The sequence below is a fragment of the Streptomyces sp. NPDC101178 genome (assembly GCF_044767965.1).
GTDB lineage: Bacteria > Actinomycetota > Actinomycetes > Streptomycetales > Streptomycetaceae > Streptomyces.
Window position 1 is genome coordinate 897,432 of the sequence record NZ_JBIWOZ010000002.1, and the last position, 21,813, is coordinate 919,244.

Genomic DNA, 21,813 nt, shown 5'->3' on the forward strand with positions numbered 1-21,813 from the left:
ACCTCACTTGTCCTTGTCGAGCGTGTAGGTGCGGTCGCCCGGACGGATCGTGCCGTCGCTGCCGGGGGCGACGAGGGCGAGACGTACGTGCTCCGCGAAGGACTCGGCGTAGGCGATGCGCTGGGTGTCCAGCGTGTTGAGGGCGAAGGTGATCGGCACGGCCTCGGTCACCTGGGTGCGCCGGTCGTCGCCGCTCGGGTTGAGCGGGGTGAGCTTGCCGACCTCCAGCACCTTGGCGTTGGAGACGATGACCTTGGACTGGGCGGGGGCGCCGTCCTCGCGCTGCTGTTCGCCGGCGAAGGTGGCGTAGATGTTGACGGTGGCGCCGGGTGTGATCTTGCCCGCGACACCGGTGGCGGCGTCGATCATGATGGCGATCTCCTGCTCCCCTGCGCGGAGTTCGGGTTTGCGCACCATCATGTCCGACTGCAGGAGCGAGCCGCCGCGCAGCTCGGTGACGGCGATCTTGCCCTCGACCTCGCGCAGGTCGGTGACGGCGTTCTCCGAGAGCCAGCGCTTGGGCATCGTGATCTTCTCGAACTGACCGCTTTTCAGGGCCGTGTAGGGGGCCACATCGGATTTCAGCTGGTAGGCGGTCACTTCGGGACCGACCTTGGAGTTCACATCGCTGATCACCGAGAGGACGCCGGCGAAGGCACCGAAGGCACACAGGACCGACAGGAGCAGGAGTATCACGCCGCGGCGCTGGCGGGAGTTCATGGGCCGGACAACCTCGTTCGAATCGGATGCGTGGGGCAGCGGACGGAGAGGGAGGCCCGGTGAGGCGGTACGGGCCCGGGGGCCGGGTGCCTGGGCCGGGCGGGCCTAGGGGCCGGAGGGCTTGCCGGCTTCCAGCTGGAGGACACCGGTGGACGGTGTGCGGTTCTCGGGTGCGGCGAGCGGTGAGGAACAGAAGGCGCAGCGGTCACCGATGAGCTCCATCGCGCACCAGTGGCATCTCTCCCGGCGGACGGAGGCGACCAGTTGGTACAGCACGGAGATGTCCGGGAGATGGGCGGCGAACTCCACCAGCTTTCCCGTGCCCCACCAGCGCGGCGAGTCGGCGGGTACGGGCGTCTCGTGGACGGCCTGGACCTTCCAGGCGGGCGCGAGGGTCTCCTGCACCCAGTCCGACGGCAACTGCCCCTTCGCGACGAGGAGATGCGTACGGAATTCCGGTCCGGCCAGTGGTTCGGCGGCCGGGCCGACCTTGATGAGCTGCGGTTCGGGACCGGCGAGTACGGCGAACTGGGAGCCGGGTACCCAGGACTTGGCATGGCTCTTGAGGCTGACCGGGACCCGGTCGAGCCTGGCGACGGAGTTGAGCAGGGCGCCGGCGTAGATGTAGTGGGACAGCAGGCGGGCGGCGGAGGCGATGACGCCGGGGCTGAAGTCACAGACGGACAACTGCCGTAGCTGGCGGACCAGTACGGCGAAGCCGAGCGGCGGGAGGTCGGCCTTGACCAGGGCGATCCGGTCGCTCTCCAGGACCGAGCGGATGGAGTGGAGCCGTCTGACGTGCTCGGGCCGGGTGCCGGACGGATAGAGGGCGATCACATATCCGTGCTGTTCGAGCAGGAGATGCATGTCGCCGATCGCCAGCTCCAGGGCCTGGGCTTCGGGGGCCTGGAGCAGGGCCGCGGTCGGTGTCTGCTGATCGGTGGGCGGCAGCACCAGATCTGCACTCGTCACTGCTATCGCGGTCGGCACGCTCTTCCCCGTTCGGCTCCGGCCACCGTCGAGACGTCGGCCGCAATCGCTCCTGCTCCGTGCTCCTGCCCCAGCACTTTAGCCACGTCTCATCAGGCAGAGAACAGTTATCGGAGACCAGTGCGTCATCATGCGAACACCGTTCGTACGGGGATCGGGTGCTAAACGGGATGAAATCGATTTCGGTCAACTCCACCGTCATTGCGCTGCGTTACCGAACCCGCCATCCGGAATCCGGTCATGCTTCCATTACCGCACGTCAGGGCCGAGAGAGGTGCGTACCGGACCAATGCGGCGGGCGGCTCTCGTCACGGTACGAAGACCTTCGGCAAGATCACTCTTGTGGGTAGCGGAGCGTGGACGCCGGGTCACCGTCCGGCAAAGAAATTCCGGCCCCGACCTCTCCGTCGGGCGTCAGGCGGGCGGCCGGAGCCGGTGCGCGCCGACGCTCCACGACGTCCCTTTCGCTGCCAGAGGTCTTGACAACTTGATTGGTCTGGACCAGTTTATCCGCCAGCGGTGACGACCGCTTCCGCCCCACCCGCGCGGCCCCTTCCGCATCCCCATCGCCGCGCGCCCGCCCCTCCGCCGTGCCCGCACCGCCGCACCACCCCCGCCACGCACCACCAACTCCCCACCGGAGGAACCCGTGCAACGCTCCACAGGCAGCAGAAGACGCAGAAGGAACACCTCCCGTCCGTTCCTCGGTGGCGCCATGGCCGTCATCGCGGCGGGCGCCCTGACCGTCACCGGCCTCGTCTCCACCGCCCAGGCCGCCGACGTCAACAACGCCAAGAACGCGGGCTTCGAGTCGGGGCTCGCCAACTGGTCCTGTTCCGCCGGGAGCGGCGCCACCGTCTCCACCCCCGTGCGCAGCGGCACCTCCGCGCTGAAGGCCACCCCGGCCGGCCAGGACCACGCCAAGTGCACGCAGACCGTGGCCGTGAAGCCCAACTCGACGTACGCGCTGAGCTCCTGGGTGCAGGGCGGTTACGCCTACCTCGGCGTGACCGGCAGCGGCACGACCGACGTCTCCACCTGGACGCCGGGCTCCTCCACCTGGACCAAGCTGTCCACGAGCTTCAAGACGGGCGCCAACACCACCTCGGTGACCGTCTACACCCACGGCTGGTACGGGCAGTCCGCCTACTTCGCCGACGACGTCGAGGTGACCGGCCCGGACGGCGGCGGTGGCGGCGAGCAGCCCCCCGTCCTCCCGGGCACCCCCGCCGGTCTCGCCGCGGGCGCCACGACGACCTCCTCCGTCGCCCTGTCCTGGAACGCGGTCTCCGGCGCCACGGGCTACAAGGTCTACCGCAACGGCGCCCAGGCCACCACGGCCACCGGGACCTCGGCGACCGTCACAGGGCTGACCGCGGACACCGCGTACCAGTTCTCCGTGAGCGCCACCAACGCGGCCGGCGAGTCGGCCAAGTCGGCGGCCATCACCGCCCGTACGGCCAAGCCCGGCACGGGCCCCGGCCCCGGCCCCTCCGTGCCCAAGCACGCGGTGACCGGCTACTGGCAGAACTTCAACAACGGCGCGGCCGTCCAGAAGCTCACCGATGTGCCGGCCGACTACGACATCATCGCGGTCTCCTTCGCGGACGCCACGCCGACGCCGGGTGCGGTCACCTTCAAGCTGGACACGGCCGGCCTGAACGGCTACAGCGACGCCCAGTTCCGCGCGGACATCAAGACCAAGCAGGCGCAGGGCAAGAACGTCATCATCTCGATCGGCGGCGAGCTCGGCACGGTCCGGGTCGACAACGACGCCTCCGCCACCGCGTTCGCCAACTCGGTGTACGCGCTGATGCAGGACTACGGCTTCAACGGGGTCGACATCGACCTGGAGAACGGCCTTAACGCCACCTACATGACGAAGGCGCTGCGCCAGCTGTCGGCGAAGGCGGGCAGCGGGCTCGTCATCACGATGGCCCCGCAGACCATCGACATGCAGTCGACGTCGGGTGAGTACTTCAAGACGGCGCTCAACGTCAAGGACATCCTGACCGTCGTCAACATGCAGTACTACAACAGCGGTTCGATGCTCGGTTGCGACGGCAAGGTGTACTCGCAGGGCTCGGTGGACTTCCTCACCGCGCTCGCCTGCATCCAGCTGGAAGGCGGCCTCGACCCGAGCCAGGTCGGCATCGGCGTCCCCGCCTCCACCCGCGGCGCGGGCAGCGGCTATGTCTCCCCGTCGATCGTGAACGCCGCGCTGGACTGCCTGACCAAGGGCACCAACTGCGGTTCGTTCAAGCCCTCGAAGACCTACCCGTCGCTCCGTGGCGCGATGACCTGGTCGACCAACTGGGACGCGACGGCCGGGTTCGCCTGGTCGAAGGCGGTCGGCCCGCACGTCCGCAGCCTGCCGTAACCGTAGACCGGTACCGCCACCCCGAAACCTGCAGCGCCGCCGCTCCCCCGGCGGCGCTGCGGCGTTTCGTAAGTCCTGTCCCTCACCAGGGAAGTTCGCGCACCTGCTGCACACACAGCACGATGAACAGCAGCCCGGCGAGGGCCAGCATGCCGTTGCTGACCCAGCCGTTGCGCCATTGGCTGGGCGTACGGGAGGAGTTGAGCAGCCAGAGCAGGGTCAGGGCGAGGAAGGGCATGAAGAACGCGCCGAGCACGCCGTAGGCGATGACCAGGCCGAAGGGCTCGTCCAGCCAGAGCAGGGTCATCGGCGGGAAGGTCAGCCAGAGCAGGTAGGCGCGGAACGGCAGCGACCGCTGCTGGCGGGCGACGACGGCGGGACCGGCATGCTCCTCGCCCGGGTCCACGGGGGCCCGGAACCGCTCCACGAAGTCGGCGAACATCAGGCTCACCCCGTGCCAGACCCCGATCAGCGACGAGAACGAGGTGGCGAAGAAGCCGACCAGGAAGAGCTTCGCGGTGCCCGCGCCGAACCGGTCCTCCAGTACCTTGCCCAGGTCGATCAGCCCGCGGTCGCCGGAGGTCAGGGCGATCTGCGAGGCGTGCAGCAGCTCGGCACCGACGATGAGCATGGCGACGACGAAGATGCCGGTGGTGACGTAGGCGACCCGGTTGTCGAGCCGCATCACCTTCATCCAGGAGGAGTTGCTCCACCCCTTGGCGTTGACCCAGTAACCGTAGGCGGCCATCGTGATCGTGCCGCCGACGCCGCCGATCAGCCCGAGGGTGTAGAGCAGCGAACCGTCCGGCAGTACGGGGACGAGCCCGGCGAACGAGGCCCCGACGTCCGGCACGACCCGGACTGCCACGTATACGACCACCACGAACATGATCCCGATCAGGACCGTCATGACCTTCTCGAAGACGGCGTACCGGTTGAACCAGACGAAGGCCAGCCCGATCAGCCCGGTGACGATCGCCCAGAACTTCAGCCCCGGCCCGTCCGGGAAGAGCGCGACGATGGGCAGGGCGCTGGAGGACATGGCGGTGGCGCCGTAGATGAAGCCCCAGACGACGACGTAGATCGCGAAGTAGACGGTCGTCCACGCGCCGATACTGCGCCAGCCGTCGAAGAGCGTGCGCCCGGTCGCCAGATGCCAGCGGCCGGCGGCCTCGGCGAGCGAGATCTTGACGACACAGCCGATCACCGCCGCCCACATCAGTGTGTAGCCGAACTTGCTGCCCGCGATGAGCGTCGCGACCAGATCCCCGGCCCCGACCCCGGTCGCCGCGACCACGATCCCGGGCCCGATGTACTTCCAGCTGGACTTACGCGGTCGGGAGGCCGGCTCCCCTGTCTCTGTGGTTGCGCTTGTCTCGGACATGCCGATCAAGGAAGCGCAATCGGCGGGGCGGCACAAGGGGGCGTGCGGGGATTGGGTGGTGGGGCCGGCGCCGTGGGCAGCCGGAGGTAGCCCTTGGTAGCTTCAGCCAGCCTGAGGCAGCCTTAGTTGGTCCACCTCTTGGTCCACCCCTTCTCCTCTGGTGAGGCATCCGTGGAAACAGCCCGGCAGTACAACGTGCATGAGGCCAAGACGCACCTCTCCCGGATTCTGGAGCAGGTCGCCACCGGCGAGGAGGTCGTGATCAGCAAGGCGGGTGAGCCGGTCGCCAAGGTGGTACCTCTGCGTCCGAAGGTCAGGAGGACCGGACGCGGGTCACTGGCGGGCCGTATCCACATCGCGGACGACTTCGACGAGCTGCCCGACGACATCGCCGACGCCTTCGGGATGCGCTGATGCGCCTCCTGCTCGACACCCGTGATCCTCTGGTGCTCGGGGACTCCGACGAGCTCTCCGACCAGGTGAAGGATCTCCTCGACACGGAACCCTCCGTCCACCTCAGCGCGGTCTCCGCGTGGGAGATCGCCATCAAGCAGTCCCTGGGGAAGCTGGATGGCCGACGACCTGGCGGAGCGCGTACGTGACAGCCAGTTCACCTCGCTGCCGATCACCGCGGGACACGGGGTGCGGGCGGACAGACTGCCTGCCCTGCACCGCGACCCCTTCGACCGGATACTGATCGCCCAGGCGCAGGTCGAGGGGATGACCATCGTGACCCGCGACCAGTGGATCCCGCGGTACGACGTCGCTGTCATGGCCGTCTGAAAGGCAAGCCCTTCGGGAACCCGCCGGCCCCCAGGGCCCCAGGGACTGACGGCTCCTAGATCACCAGACTCAGCAGCGCCGCGACCGCGAAGCCCGCCACCGACAGCACCGTCTCCAGGACCGTCCAGGACTTCAGCGTGTCGCGTTCCGAGATGCCGAAGTACTTCGACACCATCCAGAATCCGCCGTCGTTCACGTGCGAGGCGAAGATCGAACCCGCCGAGATCGCCATGATGATCAGTGCCAGGTGCGCCTGGGACAGGTCCTGGCCCTCGACCAGCGGGACCACGATTCCGGCCGTGGTGACGATCGCGACGGTGGCCGAGCCCTGGGCCACGCGGAGGACCACCGAGATCAGCCAGGCGAGCAGGATGACCGGCAGGCCGACGTTGTTGAACGTGTCGGCCAGCGCGTCCGCGATGCCGCTGCCCTTGAGGACCGCGCCGAAGATACCGCCCGCGCCGACCACCAGCAGGATGTTGCCGACCGGCTTGAGCGAGGACGTGGAGACGGACTCCAGGGACTTGCGGGACCAGCCGCGGCGGATGCCGAGCAGGTAGTACGCGAGGAACAGCGCGATCGTCAGGGCCACGAACGGGTTGCCGAAGAACTCCACGACCGAGCGGAGAGTCGAAGGGTTCAGCGCGATGGAGGAGAACGTCGCGGCGAGGATCAGGATCAGCGGCGTGCCGATGATCGCGAGGACCGTGAGGAGCGGGACCGGCTTCTCGTGCGGGGTGACGCCCGCCGCCCGCTGCTCGGCGGCGACGGCCTCCTTGGCCTCGGCGGCCGCATCCACCATGTCCTGCGGTACGTCGACGAAGATCCGCTTGCCGATCCAGGAGGCGTACGCCCAGGCGGCGAGGACCGACGGGATGCCGACGACCGCGCCCATCAGGATGACCCAGCCCAGCGACACGTTGAAGAGTCCGGCGGCGGCCACCGGACCCGGGTGCGGGGGCAGGAACGCATGGGTCATCGACAGCCCCGCCAGCAGCGGCATCGCATAGAGCAGAATCGATTTTCCTGAGCGCTTGGCGGCGGCGTACACGATGGGCGCGAGGACGAAGATGCCGACGTCGAAGAAGACCGGGATGCCGAAGACGAGGCCCGTCATCCCCATGGCGAGCGGAGCGCGCTTCTCACCGAAGGCGTTCAGCAGGCGGGCGCTCAACACCTCGGCCCCGCCCGAGACTTCGAGGATCGCGCCGAGCATCGTCCCGAGTCCGATGATGATCGCGACATGGCCGAGGATGCCGCCCATGCCGGACTCGATGACCGAGACGGCGGCGGATTTCTGCACGGTGCCGAAGAGTTCGGTGACCGAGAGCCCGGCGCCGAGGCCGACGGCTATGGAGACGGCCAGCAGGGCGACGAACGGCTGGAGTCTGACCTTGATGATCAGGAAGAGGAGGAGCGCGATACCGAGGGCGGCGACGGTCAGCAGACCGGCGGTGCCGTCGATCAGGAGGAGCAGGCCACCGGTGTGCGGTGGTGTCTCGACCGGCGGTGGGGTGGCGGCGAGCGGCATGGGGAACTCCGGTGGTGCTGGAGGGAGGGCAGGGCGGAGCGCGGCACGGCGCCCCCGGGGGACGGGGCGCCGTGCCGTACGGCGAGTTGGAGAGTTGCTGCGGGTGGTACAAGGCGATGAGGTGGCGAGACGTCCGGACCGTCAGCTGAGACGGAACCGTCAGCTGGGCCGGAAGCGTCAGCCGAGCACCGCGAGCGCGTCGATCTCGATCAGCAGGCCCTTCGGCAGGCCGACGTAGACCGTCGTACGCGCCGAGGGGGCCTCCTTCAGGTTCTGCTCGGCGAAGTACGCGTTGTAGATCTCGTTCATCTCCGCGAAGTGGTCCACGTCCGTGAGGTAGACGCGCATCATCATCACGTCGTCCCAGCTCGCGCCGCCCTCCTCCAGGATCGCCTTGACGTTGGCGAAGGTCTGGAGGGTCTGCTCGCGCAGCGTCGGGCCGGCGGGCGTCGGGGCCTGGCCCTCGACGGCCGGGAGGAAGCCGACCTGGCCGGCGACCTGGAGGATGTTCCCCTTCCGCACCCCGTGCGAGAACTTCGCCGGCGGCGTGGTGTGGGTGGAGGGGGTGAGGGCGGTCTTCTCGGTCATGGCTGATCAGACTTTCTTGGGTCGGTTGGTGCCGGATCCTGAGTACTCCCGGCTGATGGTCTCGGCGGTGCGCCGGACCAGCGGGAGAAGGGTGAGGAGTTCCTCGGCCGTGACGACCACGTTCGGTGCGGACACCGACATGGCCGCGACGACCCGCCCGTCCGCGCCCCGGATGGGGGCGCCGATGCAGTTGATGGACTCCTCGTGGCCACCGAGGTCGGTGGCCCAGCCCTGTTCGCGCACGACGGCCAGCTCCTTGAGGAAGGCGGCCGCGTTCGGCGTCGAACGGGACGTGTACATGGGGTAGTCAAGCTTTTCGGCGATCGCGCGCCGCTCGGGCTCGGTGAGGTCGGCCAGCAGCAGCTTGGCCACGGCGGCCACGGTGATCGCCACGGGCTTGCCGATCCGCGAGTACATCCTGACCGGGTAGCGGCTCTCGACCTTGTCGATGTAGAGGACTTCCTGCTCCTCGTAGACCGCGAGGTGCACGGTGTGCCCGCAGCGGTCGTTCAGCTCGACCAGGTGCGGGTGGGCGATCTCGCGTACGTCGAGGTTCTCGACGGCCTCCTGCGCGAGCGCGAAGAGCCGGGCGCCGAGGCGGTAGCGCTGGTCCTGCTGGCGGTAGACGAGCCCGTGCTCGTGCAGCGTACGCAGCAGGCGCAGCGCCGTGGACTTGTGGACGCCGAGCCGCTCGGCGACCTGGCCGAGGTCGGCGGGGCCCTGGGCGAGCAGCGGCAGGATGCTGAGTGCCCGGTCGACGGTCTGGCTCATGGCGTGCGTACCTCCTCGGCGGCCGGGTCGGCTGCGGTCCAGCCGGGGCCGAGACGAAGTCTCCCCCAGGCCTCGTCGTCGAGGGCGACGAGGCGGTCGGCGTGGTGCCGGGCGGGCGGTTCGGTGAGGTCACCGGGGACGGTGAGGGCGGCGGCGGCCATGAGGTGCCCGTGCCGGACCCGGTCCCGTACGGGGAGGTCGCGCAGGGTCGCGGAGAGGAACCCGGCGGCGAACGCGTCGCCCGCACCGACGGCGGCGACGACATCGACGCGGAGGGCGGGGACGTGGGTGACGGTGTCGGGGCCCCCGGCCTCGGTGGCTTCCGTGGAGCGCGAGGCCTGGGCAGTCTCAGCCCCTCCGCCGTCCGAGGAGCGGGGCCCGGGGCGGAGCCCCGAGGCGAACACCGTCGCGCCCGCACTCCCCCGCTTCACGACCACCACCGACGGCTCCGGCAGCGCCGCCCGGATCGCCTCCGCGCCGACGATCCCCCACGCCTCCTCCGCCTCGTCCTCCCCGACGAACACCAGGTCACACCGCCGAGCCAGCTCCAGCAGCACCGACGCATCGCCCCCGCCGCGCCACAGATGCGGCCGGTGGTTCACGTCGAACGACACCAGCGGGCGCCCCGGCCGCGCGGCCGTCAGCTCCCGCAGCAGCGCCAGGCAGTCACCGGACAGCGCCGCCGTGATCCCGGAGAGGTGCAGGACGCGGCCCGCGAAGACCTCCTCGTACGGCACATTCGCCGGCGACATCGCGGAAGCCGCCGACCCGGCCCGGTAGTAGGCCACCTCGTGCGCACCCTCCCCGCGATCCGTCGCCGTACGGAAGTAGATGCCGGTGGGCCGGACCGGATCGCGGCGGACCGCCGACGTGTCGACCCCGTACGCCCCGATCGTCTCGACGAGGTGGTCGCCGAATCCGTCCGCCCCGACCCGCCCGACCCAGGCCGCCCGATGCCCGGCGGCGGCGAGCGCGCAGGCCACGTTGGACTCGGCGCCCCCGATCCCGCGCCCGAAGGACGGTACGTCGGCGAGGCGGCCGGGCTGCGAGGGCAGGAACGTCACCATGGACTCGCCGAGACAGACGACCTCGGTGGTCGTGTCGGCGCGGGCCGTCCCTGCTGCGGGTCCGGACACTGAAGGCTCCTCGCTGATCGGCGTGCGGGCCGGTGGTCACCATTGACCGGGCATCGGCTCGGATGTTAGACAGCGTTGAGCGATATACGCAATGGGTGTTGCATATGTTGCAACAGACTTCGAGGAGCTCCCCTTGGCAGCCGAACGTCCCACCGCCCCCACCACCTCACCCGCCTCCCTCACGGCCGGCCTCGCCGAGGAACGCGTCGACCACCGCTTCAAGGCGCTCCCGCCCGACGCCGAAGGCCTGACCGTCGGAACGCTCGCCGCCGAGCGCCGCAACCTCTTCACCGGCGGCTTCACCACGCCCGTCCTCGCCCTCTCCGCCGAGTCGGTCGAGCACAACCTCGCGCTGCTGGAGACGTACGCCGAACGCCACGGCCTCGCCTTCGCCCCGCACGGCAAGACCTCCATGTCCCCGCAGCTCTTCGCGGACCAGCTGAAGCGCGGCGCCTGGGGCATCACGGCCGCCGTGCCGCACCAGGCCCGCGTCTACCGTACGTACGGGATCGGCCGGATCTTCCTCGCCAACGAGCTCGTCGACCCGGTCGCGCTGCGCTGGCTGGCCGGCGAGATGAGCGCCGACCCGGAGTTCCGCTTCATCTGTTACGTCGACTCCGTGCGCGGGGTCGAGCTGATGGAGGAGGCTCTGAGCGCGGCGGGCGCCACCCGTCCCGTCGACGTGGTGGTGGAGCTCGGCGCGGGCGAGGGCGCGCGCACCGGCGCCCGTACGGAGGCCGACTGCGTGGCGGTGGCCGACGCGGTGGCGGTGGCCGGGTCGCTGCGGCTGGTGGGCGTCGCCGGGTACGAGGGCGAGGTGCCGGACGCCGATCCGGAGCGCGTACGGGAGTGGTTGCGGCGCCTCGTCGCGCTCGCGGCCACCTTCGACGCCGAGAAGCGGTTCACCGGCGCCGAGGAGATCGTGATCAGCGCGGGCGGCAGCGCCTGGTTCGACGCGGTGGCGGACGTCTTCGCCGAGATCCCCGAACTCATCTCCCCCGTACTGAAGTTGCTCCGCTCCGGCGCGTACGTGTCGCACGACGACGGCCACTACAAGCACCTCACCCCGTTCAACCGGGTGCCGGAAGAAGGCGCGTTGGAGCCCGCGTTCCGCCTCTGGGCTCAGGTCGTCTCGCGACCGACCGGCGAGCAGGCGTTCCTGAACGCGGGCAAGCGGGACGCGGCGTACGACCTGGACCTGCCCGAGGCACAGGTGGTCCGCTCCGGCCGGGACGGCTCGGTCCGCCCCGCCACCGGGATCACGGTCACCGGCCTCTCCGACCAGCACACCTGGATCCGTACGGAGGCGGGCGCCGAACTGGAGGTGGGCGACTGGGTCGGCATGGGCCTCTCGCACCCGTGCACCAGCTTCGACAAGTGGCAGCTCATCCCGCTGGTCGAGTCGGACGGCACGGTCACGGACTACATCCGCACGTTCTTCTGAGCCGCCAACTCCCCCGCTCCGAAAGGCCATCCATGGACCTGGTCCTGCGCGACGCGCTCGTCGTCGACGGCACCGGCGAGCCGTCCTACCGCGCCGATGTGGCGGTCGACGGCGGCCGGATCGCCGAGATCCACCGCGAGGGCTCCCCCGGCCCCCGCCCCACCGCCACCCGCACGGTCGACGCCGACGGCCTCGCGCTGGCCCCCGGCTTCATCGACATGCACGCCCACAGCGATCTGGCGCTGCTGCGGGACCCGGACCACAGCGCGAAGGCGGCGCAGGGCGTCACGCTCGAAGTGCTCGGCCAGGACGGCCTGTCGTACGCCCCGGCCGACGACCGTACGCTCGCCGAGGTCCGCCGCTCGATCACCGGCTGGAACGGCGACGGCTCCGACATCGACTTCGACTGGCGCACGGTCGGCGGCTATCTGGACCGCCTAGACCGCAACTTCGGCGGCCAGGGCATCGCCGTCAACGCGGCCTACCTGATCCCGCAGGGCACGGTCCGGATGTACGCCGTCGGCTGGGACGACCGCCCGGCCACCGACGCCGAACTGGCCCGGATGAAGGAGATGGTGGACCAGGGCATGCGGGAGGGCGCGGTCGGCATGTCGTCCGGGCTGACCTACACGCCCGGGATGTACGCGGACGATGCCGAACTCACCGAACTCTGCCGGGTGGTGGCCCGCCACGGCGGCTACTACTGCCCGCACCACCGCAGTTACGGAGCCGGTGCGCTCGAAGCGTACGAGGAGATGGTGCGGCTGACCCGCACCGCCGGCTGCGCGCTCCATCTCGCCCACGCCACCATGAACTTCGGCGTGAACAAGGGCAGGGCGCCCGACCTCCTGGCCCTGCTGGACGACGCGCTGGCCGCCGGGGCCGACATCTCGCTCGACACCTACCCGTACACGCCCGGCTGTACGACGCTCGTGGCGATGCTGCCGAGTTGGGCGGGCGAAGGTGGTCCGGAGTCGATTCTCACCCGGCTCGCGGACCCTTCGAGCGCCGAGAAGATACGGCACCACCTGGAGGTGCTCGGCTCGGACGGGTGCCACGGGGTGCCGATCGAGTGGGACACCATCGAGATCTCCGGCGTCAGCGTGCCGCACCTGGCCGAGTACGTCGGCCGTACGGTGGCGGAGTCGGCGAAGCTGCGCGACGAGGAGCCGTGGGTGACCGCGCGGCGGCTGCTCACCGAGGACCGGCTCGGGACGACGATCCTCCAGCACGTGGGTCACGAGGAGAACGTCCAGCAGATCATGCGCCACCCGGTGCACACGGGCGGCAGTGACGGCATCCTCCAGGGCGACAAGCCGCACCCGAGGGCGTACGGCACGTTCCCGCAGTATCTCGGCCGGTACGCAAGGGAGTTGGGCATCCTCTCGCTGGAGGAGTGCGTGGCCCACCTGACCTCGCGCCCGGCCGCCCGGCTGCGGCTGGCGGACCGGGGTCTGGTGCGCGAGGGCTACCGCGCGGACCTGGTGCTCTTCGACCCGGAGACGGTGGCGGCGGGCTCCACGTTCGCGGAGCCGCGCACGTTGCCGGTGGGCATTCCGCACGTCCTGATCGACGGGCGGTTCGTCATCGAGGAGGGCCGGCGCACGTCGGTGCTGGCGGGACGGTCGGTCCGGGGAGCCGGGGCGACAGCCGCCTGAGAGCTCACGGGCGAACCGCCCGCCGCGATCCAGGTCCTACGAACCGTCCGCCGCGCGAGGCACTACGAGGCATCCGCCGCGCGCTCGGCCGCCCAGGCGAGGTGCTCCTCGGTGAGGGCGTCGTCCTGGGCGAGCGCGCGTCGCCAGTAGCCGCTGAACTCGACGGCCGCCTTGGAAAGTTCGCGGTCCACGACCAGGTGGCGGCGGAGCGCCCGCACGGCGGACGCCTCGCCCGCCACCCAGGCCGCGTCCACCCCGTCGAGGTCCGCTCCGGCGTCCCGTACGGCGTGCACCAGCGAGCCGCCCCGGTCGCGGTGCACCCAGCGGACCTCGGCGCCTCCCGCCGCGGCCGGCGGTTCCCGTTCCTCCGCCGCGTAGGCGACCTCGGCGTACACGACGGGCCCCGGTCCCGGCGGGCAGCGCCTCCAGCACCGTGGCGATGGCCGGGAGCGCGGTCTCGTCCCCGGCGAGGAGCATCCGCCGAGCGGCGGGCAGCGGGCGGAGGGCGCAGAGCCGGTGCCGTATCCGGAGCGGGAGGCGCGCGAGACGTTCCGGGTGGGTCTCGGGGTGCTGCTGGACGGGATCGAGGCGGCACGCGTCGGCCGGACCTGACCGGGTCCGGCCGACGCGCCTATGCGCCTATGCGCCTATGCGCCTATGCGGCGGGGCGACTACGGCTTGGGCAGCCCGCAGCCCTCGCGGTCCAGGTCGATCTTGTTGCCGGTGCCGATGCACGGGACCATGTTGTACGTCTGCTGGGCGTAGTTGATGCCCTCGCGGACGGTCACCTTGCCGTTCTCGTCGACCTCGCACGGGTTGTTGTCCGTGCACTCCTGGCCGCTCTCGTTACCGGTGTTGTTGACGGCGACCACCTTGCCGGTGGCGTCGTCGATCACCGGCGAACCCGACGTACCGCCGACGGTCCGGCACTCCGGGGTGTAGCGGACCGAGTCCTTCCAGGTCCACCGCCCCTCCTTGAGCTGGTGGACGAAGCCGTCGATGTCGCAGCTGTAGGTGCGCTTCCAGTAGCCGGAGGCGACGGTGATGGCGGTGCCCGCGACCGGGTGCGCGGTCTCCAGCTCCAGCGCCTCGATGCCGTAACTGCTCTCTATCTGCTCGTAGGTGGAGGTGAGTTCGTAGAGCGAGAGGTCGGTGTCGGTCATCGTGCCGTACGCGATCTTGCTCGCCTTCAGCGTGCCGAGCCCGTTGCCCGAGGCGTCGAGCAGCGTGAACGTCCGCGTGGACGGCCGGTCGACGAGCACCTCACCGGGGCCCGGGAAGCCGGTCTCCAGGCAGTGCCCGTTGGAGAGCACGAGTGCGGGGTCGGTGGGCGCAGAGTCGGGTGAACGGACGACGGAGCCCGAACAGTTGCTGAGTGCGACGGTCCCGGCGAAGGTCACGGCCTTCACGGCGGGAGCCGTCTCGGTGGCGGATTCTCGCGCCTGTGCGGAGTCGGCCGCGACGGCGGGCGCGACGCCCGCCCCCAGGAGCAGGGCAGCAAGAAACGCACCGATGAGAGGCTTGTTCATGTGGGGGGTCCCCTCCAGTGGCGCCAAGGGCCGGAGATCTTCCGGTTGTTGGCATGGGCATGGTGGCCCAGATGTCCGGCCATCACAAGGGGTTGTTTCCGGCCACGACTCTCCGTCCGGGACGCCGGGATCGCCTCCGCGCCCCGACCCGGTCGGCGGTCAACGGGTAACACCCACTCGTATGTGCGTACTTGATTTCCGCCGGTCCGGTCGAGCGGCCCGGCCCCATGTCCGACACCACGCGTCGGGGGACGCGACGCCGCGCCGTACGGCCCGGGAACAGGGCGGCGACACGGCGCTGCTGATCGCGTCGGCGGGTTCGACGGACGGTATGTGACGGTCCGGGACGGCGATGCCGACCGGGCGACCCGCTCGGGTCAGGCCTCCGCCCCACCCGGGTCAGGCCTCCGCCCGCCTCGCCCGGGTCAGGCCTCCGTCGCCGCGGCCTCCTTCGCGTACGTCACCGCCTGGAGCAGCGACAGTCCGGGCTCGGCCTGGCGCAGGATCTTGATGGCCTCCACGGAGTCCGCCGGCCCCTCGTGCCCGGCGGCGGCGAGCCGCTGGCGCACCCACCGGCCGCGCAGCTCCGCGTCCGGGCGTGCGGCGGAGTCCTCGGCCAGGGCGAGGGCGCGCTCCAGTCCGGGGCGCTCGGCGTCCGTGGCGCTCTCCAGCGCGCGCCGAAGACCGGCGACGACATCAGGGGCGTCGCGGACGACGAGTACGGCGAGGGGCTGGGGCTTGCGGAACAGACTCACGGTCCTCCGCTACCCGGGCCGGCCCGGCTCTCACCGGAGTTGAGCAAGATCTGAGCAGCCCCGCGGAGGGTCTCGGTCCAGGGACCGAAGCCCTCCGGCCGCACACGTCGGTCCGCAGCCGGAGGCGCGCCCGCGCCCCGGCTGCGTACGGTCGGCGTATGACACTCGACCTCGACGCGTACGTCGCCCGTATCGGCTGGACCGGGAACCTCCGCCCCACGCTGGAGGTGCTGCGGTCCCTGCACCGCGCCCACCTGTCCGGCATCCCGTTCGAGAACCTGGACGCCGTCCTCGGCTCCGCCCCGTCGCTGGCGCTCGACGATCTGGAGGCGAAACTCGTGCGCGGCGAGCGCGGCGGGTACTGCTACGAGCACAACACCCTCTTCTCCGCCGTGCTGCGGCAGATCGGCTTCTCCGTGACGCTGCTGACGGCGCGCGTGATGCTGGGTGCGGCGCCGGGTGACATCCGGCCCCGTACGCACATGCTGATGCGGGTGGACGTGGAGGGTGAGCCGCACCCGTATCTGGCGGACGTCGGTTTCGGGACCACCGGCGCGCTGCTGGAGCCGATCGAGCTGGTGGAGGACGCCGAGCTGTCCGACACACCGCGCCACCACCGGCTGGTCCACGTCGCGCACGACGGCCCCCTGCCGATGTGGGAGCTGCGGGCGGAGAAGGGCGGCGGGTGGGAGCCGCAGTACGCGTTCACCCTGGAGCCGTTCGAGGCACCGGACTACGAGGTGATCAACTGGCACATCGCGACGCACCCGCGCTCGCCGTTCCGGCAGGCGGTGTACGCGCAGCGCACCCTGACCGGCTCGCACCTGCTGCTGGCCGGGCTGGACCTGGTGGAGACGGCCGACGGCGGCACGGTCAAGGAGCGGCGGCTGACGGACGGCGACGAGGCGCTGCGGGTCCTGGCGGACGACTTCGGCATCCGGCTCCCGGAAGGCGTCCGACTGCCGGAGTGACCGCACCGGCGGCTCCCGTACGAACGCCATACCGCTCCCCCGGCGGCTCCCGTACGAACGCCATACCCGCTCCCCCGGCAGCTCCCGTACGAACGCCATACCGCTCATCCGGCGGCCTCACGTTCGTACGCCAGACCGCCCCCGGCGGCCTCACGTACGAACGCGGTGGCCGGATGAACCCTCGCGTGGCGCATCTCACCCGCCCTGACCGCCCACGCCCGTTTCCGGCCTTTCCAAGCCGCACCCCCGCCCCGACCGGACGATCCCACGGTCCGGGGCCGGGGCGGCCTTGCCGATGGAAGCCGGAGCGTGGCGGCGGGCCGGTGCGGAGGTCGCGAGGACGGCGCAATCTCCGCGCACCGCGCGAAACGCGGCCGTAAGCTCGCGGACATGCAGGTCATCCAGTCCACCAAGCTCGCCAACGTCTGCTACGAGATCCGGGGCCCCGTGCTGGAGGAGGCGATGCGGCTCGAAGCGGCCGGTCACCGCATCCTCAAGCTCAACACGGGCAACCCGGCCGCGTTCGGGTTCGAGTGCCCGCCGGAGATCCTTGAGGACATCCTGCGGAACCTTTCGGGCGCGCACGGCTACGGCGACGCGAAGGGCCTGCTTCCGGCACGGCGCGCGGTGGTGCAGCACTACCAGACCAAGGGGATCCACGACCTCGACGTCGAGGACATCTACCTGGGCAACGGCGTCTCCGAGCTGATCCAGATGTCCATGCAGGCGCTGCTCGACGACGGCGACGAGGTCCTCGTACCGGCTCCGGACTATCCCCTGTGGACAGCGTCCGTCTCGCTGGCCGGCGGGACGGCCGTGCACTACCGGTGCGACGAGCAGGCCGACTGGATGCCGGACCTGGCGGACATCGAGCGGAAGATCACCGACCGCACCAAGGCCCTGGTGATCATCAACCCGAACAATCCGACCGGCGCGGTGTACGACGACGAGATGCTGCGCGGTCTCACCGAGATCGCCCGCCGCCACAACCTCATCGTCTGCTCCGACGAGATCTACGACCGGATCCTGTACGACGGCGCCACCCACACCCCGACGGCGGCGCTGGCCCCGGACCTGATGGTACTGACGTTCAACGGGCTCTCGAAGAACTACCGGGTGGCCGGTTACCGCTCCGGCTGGCTGGCGGTCTGCGGCCCGAAGGCGCACGCCACCTCGTACATCGAGGGGCTGACGATCCTGGCCAACATGCGGCTCTGCGCCAACATGCCCTCCCAGCACGCGGTGGCCACCGCGCTCGGCGGCCGGCAGTCGATCGAGGACCTGGTGCTGCCGGGCGGCCGGATCCTGGAGCAGCGGGACACGGCGTACGACCTGCTGACCTCGATCCCGGGCGTGACCTGCGTGAAGCCGAAGGGGGCGCTGTACCTCTTCCCCCGGCTCGACCCCAAGGTCTACAAGATCAAGGACGACCGGCAGATGGTCCTGGACCTGCTGCGGGCCGAGAAGATCATGGTCGTGCAGGGGACGGGGTTCAACTGGCCGGAGCCCGACCACTTCCGCATCGTGACGCTGCCGGCGACGGAGGAGCTGCGGGACGCGGTGACCCGGATCGGCTCGTTCCTGGACGGCTACGGCCAGCCGTAGGCCCGCCCTCCTCCCCTAGCATCAATGACCGGATCGGGCACAAACTTAGACTCGATCCAATGTAGGATGGATACCCAGCATCACCGGGAGGCCATCCATGTACGAGCCGATCCGCACCCCATCGGTCCACAGCCCGGCCGACGACGCGGACTTTCCGCACCGCAGCCGCGAGGAGGAGCTGGACATCCAGCTCGCGGGGCATCTCGCCGCGCTCCTCGCGGTCACCGACGAACTCGGCCTCGGCCCGGCGGGCGACCGCATCGCCGAGCAGGTGGCACGCCTGCGCGGCGCCCCGCCCGCCCGGCACGCGGCCCTGACCGACGCCGCCCCGGCGTCCCTGCACCGCCGCGCACACGCCTTGGCGGGCCGCGCGCTGGTGGTGGCCGCGTCGCGCGCCGACACCACCGCCGCGATCCTCTCCGCGCAGCGGATGGACGCCCACACCGAGGCCCTCGCCTCCACCGCCGCCGAGCAGCTGGTCGGCGCCCACTGACGGCCCCGGTCCGCGTGCCGGCAGGGCGCGCGGACCGGGCGCCACGACGTCCTCCCCCGAGAACGAGGCCGGCCCCCGGAACCGTGAGGGGGTTCCGGGGGCCGGGCGGGCGTCCTTGGTCGGGGACACCCGGGGGCCGTCTGCGACGACAGGCCCCGTACCGCGGCGGATCGTCGATTCCACAGGTCAGGGCGGATCTCCGATGGACCCGGCCGCGGGGTTCAGGGGTCCGAGCCGTACGCGGCTCGGAGCGGTCGTACGGGGCTCAGCCCAGCCGCTCCACCAGCGCGCGGTACTCGTCCCACAGCTCCTTGGGCGTGTGGTCGCCGAAGGTGTCGAGGTGCTCGGGGACCAGGGCGGCCTCCTCGCGCCAGACCTCCTTGTCGACCGTGAGCAGGAAGTCGAGGTCGGCCTCGGAGAGGTCCAGGCCCTCGGTGTCGAGTGCGCCCTTGGCCGGCAGGATGCCGATCGGGGTCTCGACGCCCTCGCCCTTGCCCTCCAGGCGCTCCACGATCCACTTGAGCACGCGGCTGTTCTCACCGAAGCCGGGCCAGACGAACTTGCCCGCGTCGTTCTTGCGGAACCAGTTCACGTAGTAGATCTTCGGGAGCTTCGACTGATCGGCCTTGTCCGCACCGACCTTGACCCAGTGGTTCATGTAGTCGCCCATGTTGTAGCCGCAGAACGGCAGCATGGCGAACGGGTCGCGGCGCAGCTCGCCGACCTTGCCCTCGGCGGCGGCGGTCTTCTCGGAGGCGACGTTGGCTCCGAGGAAGACGCCGTGCTGCCAGTCGAAGGACTCGGTGACCAGCGGTACGGCGGAGGCGCGGCGGCCGCCGAAGAGGATGGCCGAGATCGGCACGCCCTTCGGGTCCTCCCATTCGGGCGCGATGATCGGGCACTGCCCGGCCGGGACGGTGAAGCGGGCGTTGGGGTGGGCGGCGGGCGTCCCGGACTGCGGGGTCCAGTCGTTGCCCTTCCAGTCGGTGAGGTGCGCGGGCGCCTCCTCGGTCATGCCCTCCCACCAGACGTCACCGTCGTCCGTCAGCGCCACGTTGGTGAAGACGGAGTTGCCCCACATGGTCTTCATGGCGTTGGCGTTGGTGTGCTCGCCGGTGCCGGGCGCGACACCGAAGAACCCGGCCTCCGGGTTGATCGCGTAGAGCCGGCCGTCCTCGCCGAACCGCATCCAGGCGATGTCGTCGCCGATGGTCTCCACGGTCCAGCCGGGGATGGTCGGCTCCAGCATGGCGAGGTTGGTCTTGCCGCAGGCGGACGGGAACGCGGCGGCCACGTACGTCGACTCACCGCGCGGCGGCGTGAGCTTGAGGATCAGCATGTGCTCGGCGAGCCAGCCCTCGTCGCGGGCCATCACGGAGGCGATGCGGAGCGCGTAACACTTCTTGCCGAGCAGGGCGTTGCCGCCGTAGCCGGAGCCGTACGACCAGATCTCGCGGTCCTCGGGGAAGTGCGAGATGTACTTGGTGGTGTTGCAGGGCCACGGGACGTCCTCCTGGCCCTCGGCCAGCGGGGCACCGAGCGTGTGGACGGCCTTCACGAAGAAGCCGTCGGTGCCCAGCTCGTCCAGGACCGCCTGGCCCATGCGGGTCATGGTGCGCATGGAGACGGCGACGTACGCGGAGTCGGTGATCTCGACGCCGATGGCGGAGAGCGGCGAGCCGACGGGCCCCATGCAGAAGGGGACGACGTACATGGTGCGGCCGCGCATGGACCCACGGAACACACCGTCCTCACCGGTGAAGATCTCCCGCATCTCGGCGGGGTCCTTCCAGTGGTTGGTCGGGCCCGCGTCCTTCTCCTCCTTGGAGCAGATGAACGTACGGTCCTCGACGCGGGCGACATCGCTCGGGTCGGACGCGGCGTAGTACGAGTTCGGCCGCTTGATCTCGTCCAGCTTGGTGAACGTGCCCTTGGCGACGAGCTCCCCGCACAGGCGCTCGTACTCGGCCTCGGAGCCGTCGCACCAGACCACCCGGTCGGGCTGGGTGATGGCTGCGATCTCGTCGACCCAGGAGATCAGCTCCTGGTGGTGGGTGGGGACAGTGAGGGGAGCCGCGATGTCGCGCGCCACGATCGCTCCTTGATGAGGGTGGGTGTTGTCAGGTGCCCCGTGGGGGCTGCGACCCGGATGCTTCGTACCCTTCGATCCCCTGGCGCTCATCCGGTGCCGACCGCACTCATTTGATCATCCGACCGTTTCGCCCATCTGTCCAGGGGGCCTCACACGTGAGCATGGCCACTTATATTCGTTACCTACGGTTGCGTAGGTAGCATGCGGATATGACTGACGCCGCTGCCGCCGCGACCACCGATCCGGTCGGGGCGATCCCGGGCCCGACCGGGGCGACCACAGGCCCTGTCGAACTCGACCCCGTTCCCGTCAAGCCCCGGATGCGCGGCTGGCTGCACGCCGGCATGTTCCCGGCGGTGCTGATCGCCGGAATCACCCTGATCGCCCTCACCGACAGCACCCGCGGCCGGATCGCGTGCGCCGTCTACATCGCGACCGCGTGCCTGCTCTTCGGCGTGAGCGCGGTCTACCACCGCGGCACGTGGGGCCCGCGCGGTGAGGCGGTGCTGCGCCGCCTGGACCACGCCAACATCTTCCTGATCATCGCGGGGACCTACACCCCGCTGACCCTGCTGCTCCTGCCGGAATCCACCGGACGGCCGCTGCTCTGGGCGGTCTGGGCGGCAGCGGCGGCGGGCATCGCGTTCCGGGTCTTCTGGGTCGGCGCCCCGCGCTGGCTCTACACGCCGTGCTACATCGCGATGGGCTGGGCCGCGGTCTTCTTCCTGCCCGACTTCATGCGGACGGGCGGCATCGCGGTCCTGGTGCTGGTCATCGTCGGCGGGCTGCTCTACAGCGCGGGCGGCGTGATCTACGGCATCAAGCGGCCGAACCCGTCGCCGCGCTGGTTCGGCTTCCACGAGGTCTTCCACTCGCTGACGCTGGCGGCGTTCGTGGCGCACTACGTGGGCATCTCGCTGGTGGCGTACCAGCACGGCTAGGACGTACAGGGGCCGGCCGCACGCGACGGCCGGCCCCTGGCG

Annotated in this window: 20 protein-coding genes and 2 pseudogenes; 11 read left to right on the forward strand and 11 right to left on the reverse strand. The window is 70.4% G+C overall.

Translation table 11 applies throughout. From position 1 onward, the window contains the following. Window positions 1-3: 3 nt before the first annotated feature. Entirely contained in the window at window positions 4-720 is a 717-nt protein-coding gene (cpaB, locus tag ACIRR8_RS08125) for a Flp pilus assembly protein CpaB (protein WP_404060447.1), read from the reverse strand. Between the two features lie 105 nt (window positions 721-825). Then, window positions 826-1,692, reverse strand: coding sequence for a hypothetical protein (locus tag ACIRR8_RS08130; RefSeq protein ID WP_404060450.1), 867 nt, complete (start codon window positions 1,690-1,692; stop codon window positions 826-828). A 667-nt stretch (window positions 1,693-2,359) separates the two neighbouring features. On the opposite strand from ACIRR8_RS08130, the gene ACIRR8_RS08135 reads away from it, so the two are divergent. Then, on the forward strand, window positions 2,360-4,090 hold the full coding sequence (locus ACIRR8_RS08135) for a chitinase (protein ID WP_404060453.1): 1,731 nt from the start codon (window positions 2,360-2,362) through the stop codon (window positions 4,088-4,090). Between the two features lie 82 nt (window positions 4,091-4,172). On the opposite strand, the gene ACIRR8_RS08140 is transcribed toward ACIRR8_RS08135, so the two are convergent. Beyond that, on the reverse strand, window positions 4,173-5,474 hold the full coding sequence (locus ACIRR8_RS08140) for an Nramp family divalent metal transporter (protein ID WP_404060455.1): 1,302 nt from the start codon (window positions 5,472-5,474) through the stop codon (window positions 4,173-4,175). A gap of 171 nt (window positions 5,475-5,645) precedes the next feature. Between ACIRR8_RS08140 and ACIRR8_RS08145 the strand changes: the two genes are divergently transcribed. Genes ACIRR8_RS08145 through ACIRR8_RS08155 form a run of 3 tightly spaced genes read left to right on the forward strand, consistent with a single transcriptional unit; the run spans window position 5,646 to window position 6,257 of the window. Continuing rightward, on the forward strand, window positions 5,646-5,888 hold the full coding sequence (locus tag ACIRR8_RS08145) for a type II toxin-antitoxin system Phd/YefM family antitoxin (protein ID WP_404060457.1): 243 nt from the start codon (window positions 5,646-5,648) through the stop codon (window positions 5,886-5,888). Next, window positions 5,888-6,076: a type II toxin-antitoxin system VapC family toxin gene (locus ACIRR8_RS08150; protein ID WP_404060460.1), complete on the forward strand. Its 189-nt coding sequence runs from the start codon at window positions 5,888-5,890 to the stop codon at window positions 6,074-6,076. The genes ACIRR8_RS08145 and ACIRR8_RS08150 overlap by 1 nt, the downstream gene beginning before the upstream one ends. Then, a complete protein-coding gene (locus ACIRR8_RS08155) occupies window positions 6,045-6,257 on the forward strand; it encodes a type II toxin-antitoxin system VapC family toxin (RefSeq protein ID WP_404060462.1) in 213 nt (70 codons plus the stop codon). The genes ACIRR8_RS08150 and ACIRR8_RS08155 overlap by 32 nt, the downstream gene beginning before the upstream one ends. Window positions 6,258-6,312: 55 nt before the next feature. Here ACIRR8_RS08155 and ACIRR8_RS08160 read toward each other — a convergent pair whose 3' ends face one another. The 4 genes from ACIRR8_RS08160 to ACIRR8_RS08175 form a co-directional block, all read right to left on the reverse strand. Next, window positions 6,313-7,788: a GntP family permease gene (locus ACIRR8_RS08160; protein WP_404060465.1), complete on the reverse strand. Its 1,476-nt coding sequence runs from the start codon at window positions 7,786-7,788 to the stop codon at window positions 6,313-6,315. A 177-nt stretch (window positions 7,789-7,965) separates the two neighbouring features. Then, the gene (locus ACIRR8_RS08165) at window positions 7,966-8,376 is read right to left on the reverse strand and encodes a RidA family protein (RefSeq protein WP_326703798.1); all 411 of its coding nucleotides are present in this window, start codon (window positions 8,374-8,376) and stop codon (window positions 7,966-7,968) included. A gap of 6 nt (window positions 8,377-8,382) precedes the next feature. Then, window positions 8,383-9,147, reverse strand: a complete 765-nt coding sequence (locus ACIRR8_RS08170) for an IclR family transcriptional regulator (protein WP_018490108.1) — start codon at window positions 9,145-9,147, stop codon at window positions 8,383-8,385. Continuing rightward, complete coding sequence (locus ACIRR8_RS08175) at window positions 9,144-10,283, reverse strand: sugar kinase (RefSeq protein ID WP_404060469.1); 1,140 nt, start codon at window positions 10,281-10,283, stop codon at window positions 9,144-9,146. Before ACIRR8_RS08175 ends, ACIRR8_RS08170 begins: the two co-directional genes overlap by 4 nt. 91 nt (window positions 10,284-10,374) lie before the next feature. On the opposite strand from ACIRR8_RS08175, the gene ACIRR8_RS08180 reads away from it, so the two are divergent. Further along, a complete protein-coding gene (locus tag ACIRR8_RS08180; RefSeq protein ID WP_404060472.1) occupies window positions 10,375-11,727 on the forward strand; it encodes an alanine racemase in 1,353 nt (450 codons plus the stop codon). A gap of 32 nt (window positions 11,728-11,759) precedes the next feature. Continuing rightward, on the forward strand, window positions 11,760-13,385 hold the full coding sequence (locus tag ACIRR8_RS08185; RefSeq protein ID WP_404060475.1) for an amidohydrolase family protein: 1,626 nt from the start codon (window positions 11,760-11,762) through the stop codon (window positions 13,383-13,385). Window positions 13,386-13,447: 62 nt separating this feature from the next. Here ACIRR8_RS08185 and ACIRR8_RS08190 read toward each other — a convergent pair. Next, window positions 13,448-13,886 (reverse strand): annotated as a pseudogene (locus tag ACIRR8_RS08190) (siderophore-interacting protein); the annotation flags it as partial. Between ACIRR8_RS08190 and ACIRR8_RS08195 the strand changes: the two are divergent. Further along, a pseudogene (locus ACIRR8_RS08195) lies at window positions 13,887-13,997 on the forward strand (TetR/AcrR family transcriptional regulator); the annotation flags it as partial. It abuts the pseudogene before it with no gap. Between the two features lie 59 nt (window positions 13,998-14,056). Here ACIRR8_RS08195 and ACIRR8_RS08200 read toward each other — a convergent pair. Then, the gene (locus ACIRR8_RS08200) at window positions 14,057-14,914 is read right to left on the reverse strand and encodes a serine protease (protein ID WP_404060477.1); all 858 of its coding nucleotides are present in this window, start codon (window positions 14,912-14,914) and stop codon (window positions 14,057-14,059) included. 425 nt (window positions 14,915-15,339) lie between these two features. Continuing rightward, entirely contained in the window at window positions 15,340-15,669 is a 330-nt protein-coding gene (locus tag ACIRR8_RS08205) for a hypothetical protein (protein ID WP_404060480.1), read from the reverse strand. Between the two features lie 158 nt (window positions 15,670-15,827). On the opposite strand from ACIRR8_RS08205, the gene ACIRR8_RS08210 reads away from it, so the two are divergent. The 3 genes from ACIRR8_RS08210 (at window position 15,828) to ACIRR8_RS08220 (ending at window position 18,738) form a co-directional block, all read left to right on the forward strand. After that, window positions 15,828-16,640, forward strand: coding sequence for an arylamine N-acetyltransferase (locus tag ACIRR8_RS08210; RefSeq protein ID WP_404060482.1), 813 nt, complete (start codon window positions 15,828-15,830; stop codon window positions 16,638-16,640). Window positions 16,641-17,030: 390 nt separating this feature from the next. After that, on the forward strand, window positions 17,031-18,245 hold the full coding sequence (locus ACIRR8_RS08215; RefSeq protein WP_404060485.1) for a pyridoxal phosphate-dependent aminotransferase: 1,215 nt from the start codon (window positions 17,031-17,033) through the stop codon (window positions 18,243-18,245). Window positions 18,246-18,342: 97 nt separating this feature from the next. Continuing rightward, complete coding sequence (locus tag ACIRR8_RS08220) at window positions 18,343-18,738, forward strand: hypothetical protein (RefSeq protein ID WP_404060488.1); 396 nt, start codon at window positions 18,343-18,345, stop codon at window positions 18,736-18,738. A gap of 265 nt (window positions 18,739-19,003) precedes the next feature. Here ACIRR8_RS08220 and ACIRR8_RS08225 read toward each other — a convergent pair whose 3' ends face one another. Then, entirely contained in the window at window positions 19,004-20,830 is a 1,827-nt protein-coding gene (locus ACIRR8_RS08225; RefSeq protein ID WP_404060490.1) for a phosphoenolpyruvate carboxykinase (GTP), read from the reverse strand. Between the two features lie 209 nt (window positions 20,831-21,039). On the opposite strand from ACIRR8_RS08225, the gene ACIRR8_RS08230 reads away from it, so the two are divergent. Then, window positions 21,040-21,771, forward strand: coding sequence for a hemolysin III family protein (locus ACIRR8_RS08230; protein ID WP_404060493.1), 732 nt, complete (start codon window positions 21,040-21,042; stop codon window positions 21,769-21,771). Window positions 21,772-21,813: the final 42 nt, after the last annotated feature.